This is a genomic window from Streptomyces venezuelae (assembly GCF_008642275.1).
GTDB classification, from domain to species: Bacteria; Actinomycetota; Actinomycetes; order Streptomycetales; family Streptomycetaceae; genus Streptomyces; species Streptomyces venezuelae_E.
In genome coordinates this window covers 4,902,621-4,919,983 of record NZ_CP029189.1, presented here as the reverse complement: position 1 = coordinate 4,919,983, position 17,363 = coordinate 4,902,621, and the positions used below count along the sequence as shown (strand labels likewise).

The 17,363-nt window shown below is 74.3% G+C and carries 12 protein-coding genes; 3 read left to right on the top strand and 9 right to left on the bottom strand.

The window, feature by feature from the left end; translation table 11 throughout:
• The first annotated feature begins 19 nt into the window (after nucleotides 1–19).
• Nucleotides 20–1,153: a ThiF family adenylyltransferase gene (locus DEJ51_RS22035; RefSeq protein WP_150259127.1), complete on the top strand. Its 1,134-nt coding sequence runs from the start codon at nucleotides 20–22 to the stop codon at nucleotides 1,151–1,153.
• Nucleotides 1,154–1,224: 71 nt separating this feature from the next.
• Nucleotides 1,225–2,553 carry an ABC1 kinase family protein gene (locus tag DEJ51_RS22030; RefSeq protein WP_150259126.1) on the top strand — a complete coding sequence of 443 codons (1,329 nt, stop codon included), beginning with the start codon at nucleotides 1,225–1,227 and terminating at the stop codon, nucleotides 2,551–2,553.
• 13 nt (nucleotides 2,554–2,566) lie between these two features.
• On the opposite strand, the gene DEJ51_RS22025 is transcribed toward DEJ51_RS22030, so the two are convergent.
• From DEJ51_RS22025 to DEJ51_RS22005, 5 genes are all read right to left on the bottom strand, one after another.
• On the bottom strand, nucleotides 2,567–2,773 hold the full coding sequence (locus DEJ51_RS22025; RefSeq protein WP_150259125.1) for a hypothetical protein: 207 nt from the start codon (nucleotides 2,771–2,773) through the stop codon (nucleotides 2,567–2,569).
• A gap of 100 nt (nucleotides 2,774–2,873) precedes the next feature.
• Complete coding sequence (locus tag DEJ51_RS22020) at nucleotides 2,874–3,203, bottom strand: hypothetical protein (protein ID WP_150259124.1); 330 nt, start codon at nucleotides 3,201–3,203, stop codon at nucleotides 2,874–2,876.
• Entirely contained in the window at nucleotides 3,200–3,571 is a 372-nt protein-coding gene (locus DEJ51_RS22015) for a WhiB family transcriptional regulator (RefSeq protein WP_150259123.1), read from the bottom strand. Before DEJ51_RS22015 ends, DEJ51_RS22020 begins: the two co-directional genes overlap by 4 nt.
• Nucleotides 3,572–3,751: 180 nt before the next feature.
• Nucleotides 3,752–4,063 carry a hypothetical protein gene (locus DEJ51_RS22010; protein WP_190620986.1) on the bottom strand — a complete coding sequence of 104 codons (312 nt, stop codon included), beginning with the start codon at nucleotides 4,061–4,063 and terminating at the stop codon, nucleotides 3,752–3,754.
• A 179-nt stretch (nucleotides 4,064–4,242) separates the two neighbouring features.
• Complete coding sequence (locus DEJ51_RS22005) at nucleotides 4,243–6,477, bottom strand: ATP-dependent DNA helicase UvrD2 (RefSeq protein ID WP_150259121.1); 2,235 nt, start codon at nucleotides 6,475–6,477, stop codon at nucleotides 4,243–4,245.
• A 110-nt stretch (nucleotides 6,478–6,587) separates the two neighbouring features.
• Here DEJ51_RS22005 and DEJ51_RS22000 point away from each other — a divergent pair, with 110 nt between their 5' ends.
• A complete protein-coding gene (locus DEJ51_RS22000; RefSeq protein WP_150259120.1) occupies nucleotides 6,588–6,848 on the top strand; it encodes a mycoredoxin in 261 nt (86 codons plus the stop codon).
• Nucleotides 6,849–7,002: 154 nt separating this feature from the next.
• Here the strand turns inward: DEJ51_RS22000 and nudC are convergent, their stop codons facing one another.
• The 4 genes from nudC to DEJ51_RS21975 form a co-directional block, all read right to left on the bottom strand.
• A complete protein-coding gene (nudC, locus tag DEJ51_RS21995) occupies nucleotides 7,003–7,959 on the bottom strand; it encodes an NAD(+) diphosphatase (protein ID WP_190620554.1) in 957 nt (318 codons plus the stop codon).
• Between the two features lie 54 nt (nucleotides 7,960–8,013).
• Nucleotides 8,014–9,420, bottom strand: a complete 1,407-nt coding sequence (locus tag DEJ51_RS21990) for a dipeptidase (protein WP_150259118.1) — start codon at nucleotides 9,418–9,420, stop codon at nucleotides 8,014–8,016.
• 10 nt (nucleotides 9,421–9,430) lie between these two features.
• Complete coding sequence (locus tag DEJ51_RS21980; protein WP_223835927.1) at nucleotides 9,431–13,525, bottom strand: ATP-dependent DNA helicase; 4,095 nt, start codon at nucleotides 13,523–13,525, stop codon at nucleotides 9,431–9,433.
• 152 nt (nucleotides 13,526–13,677) lie between these two features.
• The gene (locus tag DEJ51_RS21975) at nucleotides 13,678–17,325 is read right to left on the bottom strand and encodes a UvrD-helicase domain-containing protein (RefSeq protein ID WP_411757395.1); all 3,648 of its coding nucleotides are present in this window, start codon (nucleotides 17,323–17,325) and stop codon (nucleotides 13,678–13,680) included.
• Between the last annotated feature and the right edge of the window lie 38 nt (nucleotides 17,326–17,363).

The window sequence follows — 17,363 nt, the reverse complement described above, 5'->3', positions numbered from 1 at the left end:
ATATCGAGGGGGTCGGAACATGTATCCGAAGGTGAAGCCGGCGCTGGCGCGGGCATGGCGGGATCTGCAGACGGTTCAGTTCGGGGTGACGCCCGCCCACGCGGTGGTGCTGGGCCCCGTGGACACGGCGACGGGCACGCTGATCGACCGGATCGACGGCACCCGGGGGATGGAGCTGCTGCGGGCCGAGGCCTCGGGGATGGGGCTGCCGGACGGCCGGGCCGACGAGGTGGTCAGGACGCTGGCCGGGGCGGGGCTGCTCGACGACGCCACGGCGGGCGGCCCGCGGGCCCAGGCCCTGCGGGGGCATCCGGAGACCGTGGAGCGGCTGGGGCCCGACCTGGGTTCGCTGTCCCTGGTCCACCGTGAGCCCGGCGGGGACTTACGGGGGATCGCGGCCCGCCGGGCCATACGGGTCCGGGTGCGCGGGAGCGGCCGGGTGGGGGCGGTGATCGCCGCGGTCCTGGCGGGAGCCGGCGTGGGCCGGGTGGAGGTGCTGGACGGCGGCCGGGTGGAGCCGGCGGACGTGGCACCGGGCGGGCTGGATCCCGGGAGTGTGGGCCGGCCGCGGGCCGAGTCCGCGGGCAGGCTGGTGCGCGGGGCGGCCCCGGGGCCCGGCCCGCGGGCCGGGGAAGAGGAGGGGGCCGAGCCGGGACTGGCCCTGGTGGTGGTCGCGCCCCGGGACGGGCTGCACGCCTGGGCCCCCGATCCGGACACCGCGGCCGACTGGATCGCCGCGGGCGTCCCGCACCTGTACGCGGGGGTGCTGGAGGGGACGGGGCTGGTGGGTCCGCTCGTGCTGCCGGGGTCGACGGCCTGCGCGGGGTGCATGGAGCGCGACCGCGTGGACCGGGACGCGGCCTGGCCGAGGATGCTGGTGCAGTGGCGCTCGGCCCACCGCCGCCGCGCGGGCGCGTCCTGCGACCTGGGCCTGTCCACGGCGGTGGCCGGGCTGGCCGCGGCCCACGCGCTGGCCTTCCTCGACGGACAGCTGCCCGCGTCCACCGCCTCCCGCTGGGAGGCGGCGCTGCCCGCACTGCACTGGGAGTCCACCCCGGTCCCCCCGCATCCGGACTGCCCCTGCGGTGCGGGCGGGTCACCGCAGGAGGATCGGGCGGGTGGCGCCCGCGACAGCCATGACAGGATGCGTTGAGGCTGTCGGGGCGGCGGAGCCCTTCCTGAATCGCCGTTCGCGGCGCAGCTGTCTGGGACTTGGAGGGGCGTATGTCTGATCTTCCCCGGAAGGCGGTCACCCGTACCGTCAAGCTGGCCGCGCTGCCGCTCGGCATGGCGGGCCGGGCCACGTGGGGGCTGGGCAAGCGGATCGGAGGCAAGTCCGCGGAGATCGTGGCGCGCGAGCTCCAGCAGCGCACCGCCGAGCAGTTGTTCCGCACCCTCGGGGAACTGAAGGGCGGTGCCATGAAGTTCGGGCAGGCCCTGTCGGTCTTCGAGTCGGCTCTGCCCGAGGAGGTCGCCGGGCCCTACCGGGCGGCGCTGACCAAGCTTCAGGAGGCGGCTCCGCCCCTGCCCGCGGCGACGGTGCACCAGGTGCTGACGGACCGTCTCGGCGCGGACTGGCGGGACCTGTTCGAGGAGTTCGAGGACAAGCCGGCCGCGGCGGCCTCGATCGGGCAGGTGCACCGGGCGGTGTGGCACGACGGCCGGCAGGTGGCCGTCAAGGTCCAGTACCCGGGCGCCGGTGAGGCGCTGCTGTCGGACCTGAAGCAGCTGAGCCGGTTCGCGGGCCTGCTGGGGCCGCTGATCCCGGGGATGGAGATCAAGCCGCTGATCAAGGAGTTGCGCGACCGGGTCGCGGAGGAGCTCGACTACGAGCTGGAGGCCGAGGCCCAGCGGACCCACTCGGACGCCTTCGTGGACGACCCGGACGTGGTCGTGCCGGACGTCGTGCACCAGGGCGACCAGGTGCTGGTGACCGAGTGGATGGAAGGGACCCCGCTGTCGGAGGTGATAGCCGACGGGACGCAGGAGGAGCGGGATCGTGCCGGACAGCTGCTGGCCGGGTTCCTGTTCTCGGGTCCGGCGCGCACCGGCCTGCTGCACGCCGACCCGCACCCGGGCAACTTCCGTCTGATACCGGGGGCGGACGGCCGGACGCGGCTGGGCGTCCTGGACTTCGGCACGGTCGACCGGCTGCCCGGGGGCTGGCCCAAGCCCATCGGCAGGTCGCTGCGGATGACGCTGGACGGTGACGCCGAGGGGGTCTACGGGCACCTGCGCGCCGAGGGGTTCGTGAGGGAGTCCGTCGAGCTCGATCCCGGCGCGGTGCTGGACTACCTGAAGCCGATCATCGAGCCCGCCGAGGCGGAGGAGTTCACCTTCACCCGGCCGTGGCTGCGCGGCCAGGCTGCGCGGATCGCCGATCCCCGTTCCCCCGCGCACCAGTTGGGCCGGCAGATCAACCTGCCGCCGTCCTATCTGCTGATCCACCGCGTGACGCTGAGCACCATCGGGGTGCTGTGCCAGCTGGGCGCGACGGTGCGGCTGCGGGACGAACTGGACACCTGGCTGCCGGGGTTCGCCTCCGCCGAGTGATCGCGTAGGGGCGTCACCACCAGGACGAGTCGAGCCTGCCCTCGATCGCCCGGAGGTTGGCGCGCGCGCAGTCGACGCAGAAGTACTGTCTGGTCCCGTTCTCCACGGAGCAGGTCCAGGTGGGTGGGATCTCGCCCGGGGACTTGGCGCCACAGCCTGTGCAGACGACGGGCTGGGCCTCGGATCCCGACGGGCCGGGGCGGGGAGTCGGCTGGTCCACCTCCAGACGATATCCCCGTCCGGGCGGCCAGGCCCGCGCAACGCACCGGGGGGACCGGTCCGTGCGGACCGGTCCCCCCGGGGGATGCTGCTTTCAGCTCTTACTGCATGACGGCCATGGCCAGCGCACGCCGGGCGCGCATGGAGACGCGCTCGGCACGCCGCTGCATGCGGCGGGCGGCGACCAGGCGCACGGCGTGACGCTCGGCGTCCACCTCACGCATGCGCTCGTCCATATGGGCGCGAGCCAGGGCTTCTGGGATGAGTTGCATTTCGCGGGTCCTGTTCTGACGCGAGGTGATCGCGCCGGTGGTGATGAAGTCTGCGTGGGCGGCGCCGTGGGGCTGCTCGCTCGTGGTGTAGGAGGTCATGAGGGCCTGCTTCAAGGGGTCGTGCGTCAGGGGGCGGTCGATGGTTCCGATGGCGGTCATGCCGCGACAACCGGGTTCTTGCGCGGACGGCCACGGGGACGCTTGCGGGCGACGACGACACCCTGGACGAACAGCTCGCCACCCCAGACACCCCAGGGCTCGCGGCGCTCGACCGCTCCGGCGAGGCAGGCCTCGACCAGCGGGCAGGTGCGGCAGAGGGACTTGGCGTACTCGACGTCGGCCGGGGACTCGGCGAAGAAGACCTCGGGGTCGAAGGTACGGCAGGGGACGGGTACGCCGAGGTTCTCGATGGCGTCGTCGAGCGCGGTCAGCGCGGTGAGCGGGGTCAAGGCGTGGTCCTCCGGGACTGCGGGCGGGGAGATCAGTTGGGTCTGCGGTACGGACGGGGCGTGCGCTTCGAGTTGCACGGTGTTTTCTTCCTCGTCTTGTTCGGCTAGTCGTTCCGGCCGGTTGGCCGGGTTCGGCTGGTACCTGGCTGCCAGTCCCGTGGCCCCTTCGTTCCGTCGTCCCTGTTCGGGACAAAACAGAAGGGCCGCGGATCCCGGGTGGGGTTCCGCGGCCCTGAAGGCGCCGGCCTGATCATGCGATCAGGCTGGATCACTCCAGGGTTCGAGCCCGCGGAAGGCCCACATCAGGTGGTGCTGCTGCTTCGTCTGCTTCTTCTGGGATCCGGCACCGGCTGCGGCAGCGAATCCATAGGCGCCATGCGCCTGCGCTTCTGCTGCCAGCACTGCCACCGGTGCCTTGGTCGGTCGCTCATTGCGCTCACTGACCGGAAGGATCGCCAGCAGGGCGGGGCGGTCGGCGGAAATCGCGGACACACCGGTACCCAGGGTGGAGACGGAACCGAGCAGGCAGGAAGCGTCGACCGAGCGATCGGTCATTTCGGTGAAGGTCATGAAGCTGGTCACTGGTCTCGCCTCCTCTCGGCGTCTCGGGGACTCGGCCCGGGGGCCTGTCCCATACGTATTCGGATAAGTACAGCACGGATCCAGGGCTTCGGAGAAGCCACCGTTTCCGTTGCTAAGAACCTATGGGTCTTCGCTGGGCATGTGCAAACTATTTTTCCGACGATTTTCTACGCGTCGTCAGGATGCCCAGCCCCAACCTCCTGACCTGCGCAGATGGCCAGGACCTCGGCTCCGTACCGGTCAAGCTTACGACCGCCCACTCCGGAGATCATCGAGAGCTCCCCCGCCTCGGACGGCGCGGCCTCCGCGATGGCCATCAGTGTCTTGTCCGTGAAGACGCAGTAGGCGGGCAGACCCTGCTCCTTCGACTGGACCGCGCGCCAGTCCCGCAACCGCTCGTACAGGCCTTCGTCCATGTCGGACGGGCAGTCCTCGCAGCGCATCAGCTTCAGCTCGCCGGCCTCCGTCAGGGTCCTGCCGCAGACCCGGCAGAGCGCCGGACCGCGGCGCACGCGCTTGCGCACCCCGCGTTCGACCCCGGAGCCCGCTCCGGCTCCCCGGGCCGCGGAGCCCGGCCGCAGGCCGTTCAGGAAGCGGCTGGGGCGTCTGGAGGCCCGGCCGCCGGGGGCGCGGGAGACCGCCCAGGACAGGCTCAGATGGATCCGCGCCCGGGTGACGCCGACGTAGAGCAGCCGCCGTTCCTCCTCGACCTGCTCGTCGGTCTTCGCATAGGTGATCGGCATCATGCCGTCGGTGAGCCCGACGAGGAACACGGAGTCCCACTCCAGACCCTTCGCCGCGTGCAGCGAGGCCAGGGTGACGCCCTGGACGGTCGGGGCGTGCTGGGCGGCCTTGCGCTCGTCCAGCTCGATCGTGAGGTCCGCCAGCGTGGCCCCAGGCCGGCCGCGGGCGAAGTCCTCGGCGAGCCGGACCAGCGCGGCCAGCGATTCCCACTGGTCGCGCACGGCGCCGGAACCGGCCGGCGGCTCGGCGGCCCAGCCGGTGGAGCTGAGCACCGCCCGCACCTGGGAGCCCAGTTCCACGACGTCGTCGAGCAGCGGGTCGTTGCCGCCGGAGCGCGCGGCTCCGCGCAGCGCGAGGATCGCCCTCTGGACCTCCTGGCGCTCGAAGAACCGCTCGGCTCCGCGCAGCTGGTAGGGGACCCCGGCGTCGGCGAGGGCCTGCTCGTAGACCTCGGACTGGGCGTTGATGCGGTAGAGCACGGCGATCTCGCCCGCCGGGACGCCCGCGGCGATCAGGTCCCGGATCCGGTGGGCGACGCCCTCGGCCTCGGCGGGCTCGTCCGCGTACTCGGTGTGGACGGGGTCGGGGCCGGTCTCGCGCTGCGAGATCAGCTCCAGCCGGTGCTCGGCGGCCCGCCCCTTGGCCTGGTTCAGGAGCCCGTTGGCCAGATGGACCACCTGCGGGGTGGAGCGGTAGTCGCGGACCAGCTTGACCACCGTGGCCTGCGGGTAGCGGGTGCGGAAGTTCAGCAGGTGGTCGGGGGTGGCGCCGGTGAAGGAGTAGATGGTCTGGCTGGCGTCGCCGACGACGCAGAGGCTGTCGCGCTCGCCGAGCCACAGGTCCAGCAGCCGCTGCTGGAGCGGGCTGACGTCCTGGTACTCGTCGACGACGAAGTGCTGGTACTGGCCGCGGATCTGCTCCGCGATGTCGTGGCGGTCCTGGAGGATGCCGACGGTGAGGAGCAGCACGTCCTCGAAGTCGATCATGCCGCGGTCGCGCTTGAGCTGTTCGTACGTCCCGTAGATCTGGGCGATCTCGGCCAGGTCCCGGGGGGCCTCGCGGCCCGCCTTGAGGGCGGCCACCGGGTAGTCGGCGGGGACGGTCTGGGTGACCTTCGCCCATTCGATCTCGCCCGTGACGTCCCGCAGCTCGTTGCGGTCGAGCCGGATACGGCAGCGCGCGCCGGCCTCGGCGACGAACTGGATCTTGCGTTCCAGCAGCCGTGGCACCTCGCCGCCGACCGCCTTCGGCCAGAAGTACTGGAGCTGGCGCAGGGCTGCGGAGTGGAAGGTGCGAGCCTGGACCCCGCCCGCGCCCAGGGTGCGCAGGCGTCCGCGCATCTCGCCCGCGGCGCGGTTGGTGAAGGTGACGGCCAGCACACTGGCGGGCATGAGCTGCCCGGACCGGACACCGTAGGCGATGCGGTGGGTGATCGCGCGGGTCTTGCCGGTACCGGCACCCGCCAGCACGCACACCGGCCCGCGCAGGGTCGTCGCGACCTCACGCTGCTCCGGGTCGAGGCCCAGGAGCACCGCGTCGGCCGAGTCGGCGGAGGCCTGGCCGCCCGGGAACGGTGAGGAGTGCGTTGCTGATGTCACCCCGCCATGCTGCCAGGTCCGGTGAGCCGGGCGGGAAATTTGTCCACAGGCAGCACGTATCAGTCGTATCAGTCACACCGGGTGCGCAAGGGCGGCCGTACGGGAATGGCCGCAGGGTCCCGTACGTTCGAGTACTCGGACCACCGAGCCCTCACGAAGGAGAGCGCAGCATGCAGGACACGGGCACCGTCACGATGTACAGCACGACCTGGTGCGGCTACTGCCGTCGGCTGAAGACCCAGCTGGACCGGGAAGGCATCGCGTACAACGAGATCAACATCGAGCTCGACCCGGAGTCCGCCGCGTTCGTGGAGAAGGCCAACGGCGGCAACCAGACGGTTCCCACCGTCCTCGTGAAGTCCGCCGGGGGCAGCGAGTCCGTCATGACCAACCCGAGCCTGGCCCAGGTCAAGCAGGCACTCGCCGTCTGATCGTCCCCGAGGCCGCGAGGCCCCGAGGACCCGAGGACCCGAGGACCCGAGGACCGGGTGAAAACGGCCGGGAACGGCCGGGACCGGAGTACAGCGGAGGGCCCCCGCCACGGCGGGGGCCCTCCGCTGTCTCCCGCCGGGTGGGTGCCGGAGGCTACGCGGCCGCCTTCGGCAGCGGCTCGCCGTACCAGAGCTCGACCAGCCGGGCGGCGATGGAGATGCCCGACGGGGGCAGCACCTCGCCCGACGCGAACGCCGCGCGCAGCTCCTCGCGGGAGAACCAGCGGGCCTCCTCGATCTCCTCGCCGTCCACCGTGATCTCCGAGGTGGTGGCGCGGGCCGTGAAGCCCAGCATCAGGCTGTACGGGAAGGGCCACGGCTGGCTGGCCACGTACTCGACCTCACCGACCCGGACGCCCGCCTCCTCCCACACCTCGCGGACGACGGACTGCTCTATCGACTCGCCCGGCTCCACGAACCCCGCCAGCGTGGAGAAGCGGCCCTCCGGCCAGTGCACCTGGCGGCCCAGCAGCGCACGGTCGTGTTCGTCCGTGACCAGCATGATCACCGCCGGGTCGGTGCGCGGGTAGTGCTCGGCGCCGCAGCCCGGGCAGCGGCGGATGTGCCCGGCGGCCGCGACCACCGTGCGCTCGCCGCAGCGGGAGCAGAAGCGGTGCATCCGCTGCCAGTTCTCCAGCGCCACCGCGTGCACCATCAGCCCCGCGTCGCGCGGGGACAGCAGCAGCCCGGCCTCGCGCAGGCCCGCCGGCCGGGCCGACTGGTCCATGCGGCCGGGCAGCGCGTCCTTCTGGAGCGCGAAGTACCGTACGCCGTCCTCGTCGGTGCCCAGGAAGTAGCGGTGGGTCTCGGTGACCGGGGCCTCGAAGGCCGCGGTCATCACGATGCCCGTGCCGCCGTCGGGGGTGTCGTCGATCAGGACCTGGCCGCCGGAGACGACGAAGACTCGGGTCGTCGGGTGGCTCCAGGCCGCGGCGAGCCACGCCTCGTCGAGGCGGTGGTGCGCGGCGCGGTCGATCCCGCTGGGCGCGGCGAGCGAAAGAGGGCGCTCGGTGAGAGGGCGCTCGGTATGGGTGCTCACAGGTACTTCCAACTCCCCCGGTGGTGGGACAGGCAGGCTCGGTACGGCAGGCGTGTGCGTCAGGTGTCAGGCGGTGGTGCGGTGGTGGGCGGCCAGGTCTCCCCAGAGGTACGCGGTCGTCTCGACGCCCTTGAGCAGGAGGTCCAGCTCGACCTTCTCGTTCGGTGCGTGCCAGCCGTCGGACGGTACCGAGATGCCGAGGAAGAGGACGGGCGCGTCCAGGACGTCCTGGAGGTCCGCGGCGGGACCGGAGCCGCCCTCCCGCGTGAAGCGGATCTTCTCGCCGAAGGCGCGGCCCATGGCCCGGACGACCGACTGCAGGGCCGGGTGGTCCAGCGGGGTCAGGCACGGCCGGGTGGGCGCGCCGAAGGTGATGGAGTGCCGGATCCCGTCCGGGATCGCGGCCGCGACCCAGTCCCGGACGGCCGCCTCGACCTCGTACGGGTCCTGGCCGGACACCAGGCGGAACGACAGCTTCAGATGGGCGGAGGCGGGCACGATGGTCTTGCCGCCGGGGCCCTGGTAGCCGCCGCCGATGCCGTTGACCTCGGCCGTGGGGCGGGCCCAGACGCGCTCCAGGGTGGAGTAGCCGGCCTCGCCCGCGGCCGCGTGGGACTTGGCCGTACGCAGCCACTCGGACTCGTCGAAGGGCAGCTCGGCGATGAGCGCGCGCTCCGCGTCCGTCAGCTCGGCGATGCCGTCGTAGAAGCCGGGGATCGTGACCCGCCCGTCGGCGTCGTGCAGCGCCGCGACCAGCCGGGCGGCGACGGTGGCCGGATTGGGCACGGCCCCGCCGAACGCACCGGAGTGGATGTCCTGGTCCGGGCCGTGGAAGTCGATCTCGCAGTCGGCGACGCCGCGCATGCCGGTGCAGACGGTGGGGGTGGTCTCGGACCACATGCCGGTGTCGGAGACGATCACGACGTCGGAGGCGAGCTCGGCGGCGCGGGCCTCGACCAGGGCGCGGAAGTTCGGGGAGCCGGACTCCTCCTCGCCCTCGATGAGGAGCTTGAGGTGCACGGCGGGAGCTGCGGCGCCGGTGGCCGCCAGGTGCGCCCGTACCCCGAGGGTGTGGAAGAAGACCTGCCCCTTGTCGTCGGCGGCGCCGCGCCCGTACATGCGGCCGTCCCGGACCACCGGCTCGAACGGGTCGGTGTGCCAGCCGTCGGCGAGGGCCGCGGGCTGCACGTCGTGGTGCCCGTACACGAGCACGGTCGGGGCGTGCGGGTCCTCGCTCGGCCAGTGCGCGAAGACGGCGGGCGCGCCGGGCGTCTCCCACACCTCGGCGACGGGGAAGCCGGTCTCCTTGAGCTTGGCGGCGAGCCACTCGGCGCTGCGGCGTACGTCGACCGCGTGCTCGGGCTGCGCCGAGACGGAGGGAATGCGGAGCCACTCGGCGAGATCGTCGAGGAAGGCGGCGCGGTGGGTGTCGATGTACGTGCGGACGACGCTGTCCGGCGGGGTGTCGCTCATGCCCACGAGCCTAGCTGTCCGCCTGGTGGTCACCGTCCGGGTCCGGTTCCCCTTGGAGGATCCGCTCAAGGCGGGCGCGGTCCGGGAGGTTTCGGGGGCGGATCACGCGGCCGCTGCGCACGTGCAGGAAAGCGGCGGAGACCTGGTCGAGCGGCGTGTTCGTGGTCTCGGCCCAGGCCACGCGGTAGACGGCGAGCTGGAGGGGGTCGGCCTCGGTGGTGCGGCCGGTCTTCCAGTCGACGATCTCGTACGAGCCGTCCTCGTTGCGGTAGACGGCGTCGATCCGGCCGCGCACGACCCGGCCGGCGAGGGTGAGCTGGACCGGGGCCTCCATACGGTGGGGCGGCCGGTCCGCGTACGGGCTGCGTTCGAAGGCGGCCTTGAGGGAGTCGAGATCGGCCTCGTCGGCGATCTCCTGGTCGGAGCCCGCGCCGGGGAGGTCGGTGACGGGGTCGAGGACGTCGAGGAAGGGCAGCGGCAGCTCGTCGAACCGGGACTCCACCCACGCGTGGAACCGGGTGCCCTGGCGGGCGGCGGGCTGCGGGGGGCGGGGCATGGGGCGGGCGAGGTCGCGTACGAAGCCCTGCTCGTCGGCGGCGAGCCGGAGCAGCTGGCTGGCGGACAGGGCGGAGGGCAGCTCGACGTCGCGGACGGCCGCGCGGGCCCGGCGGAGCTCGCCCTCCAGGGCGTCGAGATCGCGGTCCCAGGAGGCGATGGCCCGGGCGTCTTCGCCTCCGGCGGGGAGGCCGGGAACGGACATGGGCACGGCCGCGCCCGCGGCGGACCCGGCTTCCCCGGCCCAGAGGTCGGCCTCCGGCCAGAGGTCGTCCTCCGGCCAGGGGTCGTCGCCGTACGGCTGCCCCTCGGCGGGGACGCGGCGCGCGGCAGCCCCGGGCGCGGGCGCGGCTGCGGCCCAGAGGTCGTCGTCGTACGGCGGGTCGGCGGGGCCGGGCGGGAGGGTTTCGTCCCCCGCCCCGCCCCTTCCCGGAACCGGGGCGCTGCCCGGGACCCCGTGCGGAGCCCGCGTGGCGGCGCCGTCCCCGGGCAGGACTTCGGCCCAGGCCTCGCCCGCCCAGGGGTCGTCGAAGGCCGCCCCGGTGGCGTCGGCGGCATGCGGTGCGGACGGGATGCCACGCCCCGGGCGCACCCAGGTCCCGCCGGCCCAGAGGTCGTCGGAGCCCGGCCCGGCGACCGCGGTCGTCCAGGCCTCGCCGGCCCCCGCCGCGGCCGCGGACGGCGCGCCGGTGCCGTCGGCCGAGGCCGCGACGCCGGACCCGGCAGGCTGCGTGCCCCCGTCGGCGGGGGGCTCCGCGGACCGGATGCCGTCGGGCCGGGGCCCCGGACGCGGGGTGCCGTCGGCCGAGGCCGCGACGCCCGGTCCGGCAGACCGGGTGCCGGCGGTGGAAGGGTCTTCGGGCCGCGTGCCGTCGGTCCAGGGCTCTGGACGCCGGGTGTCGTCGGGCCGGGGTCCCGCGGGCCCGGGACCGACGGGGAAGGCCCCGGGACTGGTGGTGGTCGTCGAGGGGGGTTCCCAGGGGTCTTCGGCCGGCCACGGCTCCTCGCAGTCCGGGGGCCAGAGGTACTCCTCCTCCTGCGGCGGCGGGGTCGCGAGGTAGGACTCCACCAGGGCGGCCGCCGCCCGGCGCAGGGTGAGGGAGTGCGGGTCGAGCGGGAGGGGCCAGGAGTGGTCCGCGGTGGACTCGCCGGACAGCGCCGGGTTCTCGGCGGTGGGCTCGGGCTCCTCCGCCCAGGCCTCGATCTCGCCGAAACCGGCCGCGCAGTGCTCGTACAGGGCCTCCAGGAACTGCGACGGGCCGCGGCGCTTCTTCTGGCTCGGACCCCACCAGTGGCCCGAGGCCAGCAGCAGGGAGCGCGGCCGGGTGAAGGTCACGTAGCCGAGGCGGAGCTCCTCCACCGACTTGTGGTCCTTGAGCGCGGTCTTGAAGGCCTTCAGGCCCGCCGAGGTCCAGGCCGGGTCCTCGGGCAGGGTGGGGGCGTCGCCGCGCAGCGCGTACGGGAGCACCTTCGCGTACGAGGTCCAGGCCTCCGGGGGCTTCTCCTTCGGGAAGCCGCCCGCGCACAGGTCCGGGACCACCACGACGTCCCACTCCAGGCCCTTGGACTTGTGGGCGGTGAGCACCTTCACCGTGTTCTCGCCGCCCGGCAGCGCGTGGTCCAGGCCCTTCTCGTACTGGGCGGCCGTACGCAGGAACGCCAGGAAGGCCAGCAGCGTGGCCTCCCCGTCCAGGGCGGCGAACCCGGCCGCCACGTCCATGAAGTTCGACAGCGTCTCGCGGCGGCGGGCCGCCAGCGCGTGCGGGGAGGCCGACAGCTCCACCTCCAGGCCGGTGGCCGTCAGCACCCGGTGCAGGACGTCCATCAGCGGATCGGCCAGTGAGCGCCGCAGGTCGCGCAGTTCCTGGGCGAGGTGCGCGAAACGGATCCGGGCCTCCGCCGAGAACGGGAGGTCGTCGGGGGCCTGTCCGGCGCCGTCGAGGAAGGTCTCCAGGGCGTCGGCGAGTGACACGATCTCCGCCGGGTCCACGCCCTCCACGGCCGCCGCGAGCCGTTCGTCCGGGTCGGACCCGGCGGGCGCGCGGCCCACGAGGAGCCGCGCCCGGCGGCCGAGCAGGGCCAGGTCCCGCGCACCGATCCGCCAGCGCGGGCCGATCAGGAGCCGGACGAGGGAGGCGTTGGCTCCCGGGTCCTGGAGGACCTCGCAGACGGCGACGAGGTCGGCGACCTCGGGCAGGTGCAGCAGCCCGGAGAGGCCGACGACCTCGACGGGCACGTCCCGGTCCACCAGCACGGCCTGGATCTGCGCGAAGTCCCTGGCGGAGCGGCACAGTACGGCGATCTCGCGCGGCTCCGTCCCCGTACGGACCAGGTGGGCGACGGAGTCGGCCAGCCAGTCCAGCTCCTGCTCGTGCGTCTCCAGCAGGGCGCAGCGGACCTGTCCGGCGGCCTCCGCACCGGGCGCCGGCCGCAGGGCCTCCACGCCCTCGTGCATGGCGCGCAGCGGGGCGGCGAGTCCGTTGGCCAGGTCCAGCAGGCGGCCGCCGCTGCGCCGGTTCTCGCTGAGGGAGAGCCGGGTGGCGGGGCTTCCGTCGGCGTGCGGGAAGTGCTCCGGGAAGTCGTCGAGGTTGGCGACGGAGGCCCCGCGCCAGCCGTAGATCGCCTGGCAGGGGTCGCCCACGGCGGTCACGGCGTGGCCGGAGCCCGCGCCGAAGAGGCCGGACAGCAGCAGCCGCTGCGCGACGGAGGTGTCCTGGTACTCGTCGAGCAGGACCACCCGGAACTCCTCGCGCAGCAGCGCCCCCACCTCGGGCCGGGTGGTGGCGAGCTGCGCGGAGAGGGCTATCTGGTCGCTGAAGTCGAAGAGGTCGCGGGAGCGCTTGGCGGCGCGGTAGCGGACGACGAGTTCCAGCAGTTCGAGGCGGCCGCGCACGGCCTCCGGGACCTTGCGGAGGTCCTCGTTGGTGAGCTTGGTGCCGGCGAGGACACCCAGCAGGCCGGTGTCGTACAGGCGCAGCCGTTCGGGCTCGACCAGGTGCTCGGAGAGTTCCGCGTCGAGGGCGAGGAGGTCGCCGACCAGGTCGGGGACCGATTTGGTGAGCGAGGGGTACGGGCCGGGGGCCTCGCGCAGCACCTTGGCGGCGAGCTGGAAGCGGGTGGCGTCGGCGAGCAGCCGGGAGCTCGGCTCCAGGCCGATGCGCAGGCCGTGGTCCTTCAGGAGCTGTCCGGCGAAGGCATGGTAGGTGGAGATGCGCGGCTCGCCGCCGGCCGCGTCGGCGTCGGCCGGGGAGGGGTCCGGGTCGCTGATGCCGGCCTGGGCGAGGGCCTTGCGTACGCGCTCGGACAGTTCGCCGGCGGCCTTGTTGGTGAAGGTCAGTCCGAGCACCTGCTCGGGCGCGACCGCGCCCGTACCGACGAGCCACACGACGCGGGCGGCCATGACGGTGGTCTTGCCCGAGCCGGCGCCCGCGACGACGACCTGCGGGGCGGGCGGGGCGGTGACACAGGCCATCTGCTCGGGCGTGAAAGGGATCCCGAGGAGCTCCTTGAGCTGCTCGGGGTCGGAGAGGGCGGGCGGACGCGCGGGCACGTAAAAAGGCTAGCCGCCCCCACCGACAGCCCCGACCGACGGCCGGATCTACGGGCCGGATCTACGGGCCGGTCTACGGCCCGGCCGACGGCCGGATCGACAGGGCGGCCGACAGGCTTCGGCCGCCGTGCTCCGGCGCCGGCCCCCGGTGGTCACTCGACCGTCTGGCGGCCCTCCGGGCGGGCGCTGCACGAGCTGCGGAAGGAGCAGTGGTCGCAGTGGCGGCCCGCCGCGGGCGCGAACCGCTCGTCCAGGACCCGGCCCGCGGCGGTGGCCAGCAGGTCGCCGACCCACTCCCCGTCGAGCGGCTGCTGGGCCTGCACCTTGGGCGCCGCGTCGCCGCCCTCCTTCTGGGGCGCGGCCTGCCGGAGCTGGACGAGTTCGGCACCGCCCGGCTCGGGGCGGTGCCCGTCGAAGACCTCGTCGACGGCCCCCTCGCGCACGGCGAGCTGGTAGACGGCGAGCTGGGGGTGGCGGGCGACCTCGTCCCTGGTGGGCGCCGACCTGCCGGTCTTGAAGTCGACGACGTACGCACGCCCCTGCGGGTCCGACTCGACCCGGTCCATGGAGCCCCGGATGCGGACGGCGACCTCGCCGGCTTCGAGTGTGACGTCGAACTCGTGCTCCGTGGCCACGGCCTCGCGGCCGCCGCGGTCGGTGGTGTGCCAGCGCAGGAAGCGCTCCAGGGCGGCGCGGGCGTTGTCCTTCTCCTGGCGGGACTTCCAGGGGGCGTCGAAGGCGAGGGCGTCCCACACCGAGTCGAGGCGTTCCATGAGGACGGCCAGGTCGGCGGGGGTACGGCCGGAGGCGACCTCGTCGGCGAGGACGTGCACGACGTTGCCGAAGCCCTGGGCGGCGGTGGAGGGGGTGTCGGCCTTGACCTCGCGGCCGAGGAACCACTGGAGGGAGCAGGTGTTGGCGAGCTGGTCCAGGGCGCTGCCGGACAGGGCGACGGGCCGGTCCCGGTCGCGGAGGGGGACGCTGCTGCGGGTGGGCTCGTACAGGCCCCACCAGCGCTGCGGGTGCGCGGCGGGCACCAGCGGGCGGTCCTCGTCGTCGGTGAGCGCGGCCAGGCGGGCGAGGCGGCGGGCGGCCGCGTCGCGCAGGGCGGGCGAGGCGTCGGGGTCGACGGTGGTGGCGCGCAGCTCGGCGACGAGCGCGGCGACGGCGAGGGGGCGGCGGGGGCGGCCGGTGACGTCCCGCGGGGGGACGCCGAGCTCGGTGAGGAAACGGGAGGGCTGGTCGCCGTCGTCGGCGGGGGCCTTGACGGCGGTGACGACGAGGCGGTCGCGGGCGCGGGTGGCGGCGACGTAGAAGAGGCGGCGCTCCTCGGCGAGCAGAGCGCCGGGGGTGAGGGGCTCGGCGAGGCCGTCGCGGCCGATGCGGTCGGCCTCCAGGAGCGAACCGCGGCGGCGGAGGTCGGGCCACAGGCCCTCCTGGACGCCGGCGACGACGACGAGGGACCACTCCAGCCCCTTGGAGCGGTGGGCGGTCATCAGCCGGACGGCCTCGGAGCGGGTGGCGCGGGCCGTCAACAGGTCGGCGGCGATGTCCTCCGCCTCCAGTTGTTCGAGGAAGTTGAGCGCGCCGCGGCCGCCGGTGCGCTCCTCGGCGCGGGCGGCGGTGTCGAAGAGGGCGCAGACCGCGTCGAGGTCGCGGTCGGCGTTGCGGCCGGCCGCGCCGCCGCGGCGGGCGCTGCGCTCCAGCCGCTGCGGCCAGGGCGTGCCGTCCCAGAGGACCCACAGGGCCTCCTCGGCGGTGCCGCCGCCCTGGAGCAGCTCGCGGGCCTTGCGCAGGAGCAGGCCGAGGCGCTGCGCTCCGCGGGCGTAGGCGGGGTCGTGGGCGGTGAGCCGCTCGGGCTCGGCGAGGGCGCGCGCGAGCAGTACGTCGGAGGGCGCGGGCACCTTGACGCCTGCGGCCCGCTCCTCGTCACGCAGGGCGCGGCCCAGACGCCGCAGGTCGGCGGCGTCCATCCCGCCGAGGGGGGAGGCGAGCAGGGTGAGCGCGGCCTCGACCGTGACGCCTCCGGCGGGGTCGCCTCCGGCGGGGTCGGCAGGGTGCGCGGGGCTCGGCCCCGGACCCGCGTCGACGGCGTCGGTCTCGCCCCCGACAGGGTCGCCTCCAGCGGGGTCGACGGGGCTCGCGGGGCTCAGCCCCGGGCCCGCGCCGACGGCGTCGGGCTCGGCTCCGGCGGGGTCGGCGGGGTTCGCCGGACCCGCGTCGACGGCGTCGGGCTCGGCTCCGGCGGGGGACGTCTCCCGCCCACCCGCCCCGACCGTGCGAGCCGGCTCGCCCACCTGGTCGCCTCCGGCGGGGTTGCCGGGGACCGGCCCGACGGTGTCGCCGGCCGTCCCCCGGCCCGCGTCCCTCGCCGTGCCGACGGAGCCGGTCGAAGCCTCGGCCCCGTCGGAACCGCCCAGCAGACCGGCAACAGCCTCCGCACCCGCTCCCACGGCGCCACCCGAACCCGGCTCGGCCCCGTCGGAGCCGCCCACCGGACCGGGCGCCGCGGCATCGGCGTCGGCCGAGGTGGCCGCGACGCGGAGGGCCGTCAGCAGGGGGCTGACCGCAGGTTCGTGGCGCAGGGGGGTGTCCGCGCCGTCCGTTTCCACCGGGACTCCCGCCGAGATCAGGGCACGGCGCATCGCCGGGAGGGTGCGGCCGCCCGCGCGGACCAGCACGGCCATGTCCTGCCAGGGCACCCCGTCCTCCAGGTGGGCCCGCCGCAGGATGTCGGCGATGTTGTCCAGCTCGGCGCCCGCCGTCGGGTACGTGAAGACCTCCACCCGCCCGCCGTCCCGGACCGGCGCGAGGTTCCGGTGGGCGCGGACCGACTCGGCGGGCAGTCGCGGAACCGGCATCCGGGTGGTGAGCAGCCGGGTGGCCGCCAGCAGGGCCGCACCGGAGCGGCGGCCTACGGTGAGGGCCTTGACCCGCGCGCCGGGAAAGGCCGACTCGAAGTCCAGGACGTTGTTGATGTCGGCGCCGCGGAAGGCGTAGATCGACTGGTCGGGGTCGCCGAAGGCGACCAGCGTGCCCCCCGGACCGGTCAGGGCGCGCAGCAGCCGCAGCTGCGAGGCGTCCGTGTCCTGGTACTCGTCCACGAAGATCGCGTCGTAGGCGGAGGCGAGGGACGGGGTGCGCTCCGCGAGGAGCACCGCCCGGTGCAGGAGTTCCGCGTAGTCCAGCGTGCCCTGCATGTCGAGGACGTCGAGGTACTCGGAGAGGAACGCCGCCGCCGCCTTCCAGTCCGGGCGGCCGATGCGGTCGGCGAACGAGGACAGGGCCGCGGGGCCCAGCCCCAGCTCGCGGGCGCGTGCCAGGACGGCCCGGACCTCGTCCGCGAAGCCGCGCGTGGTCAGCGCGGCCCGCAGGTCGTCCGGCCAGCGGATGGAGCGGATCCGGCGCTGGCCCTCCAGGAGGGTGCGGACCATCACGTCCTGCTCCGGGCCGGACAGCAGGCGCAGCGGGTCGGCGAAGAGGTCGGAGTCCTGGTGGGCGCGGACCAGTCCGTAGCAGAAGGAGTGGAAGGTGGTGGCCTGCGGTGCGCGGGCGCCGCCGAGGCGCAGCGCGGCCCGGTCGCGCAGCTCCACCGCCGCCTTGCGGCTGAAGGTGAGGATGAGGATCCGGGCGGGGTCGGCGCCCGCTTCCACCCGGGCGGTGACGGCTTCGACCAGCGTGGTCGTCTTCCCGGTGCCCGGTCCGGCGAGGACCAGCAGTGGTCCGCCGGCGTGGTCAACCACCGCACGCTGCGCTGCGTCCAGCACAGGGGGATCCACCCGTTCCGGCCCGGTACGCACGAGGCGGTACGCGTCGGGGGTCCGCGTACGCCGCCGTT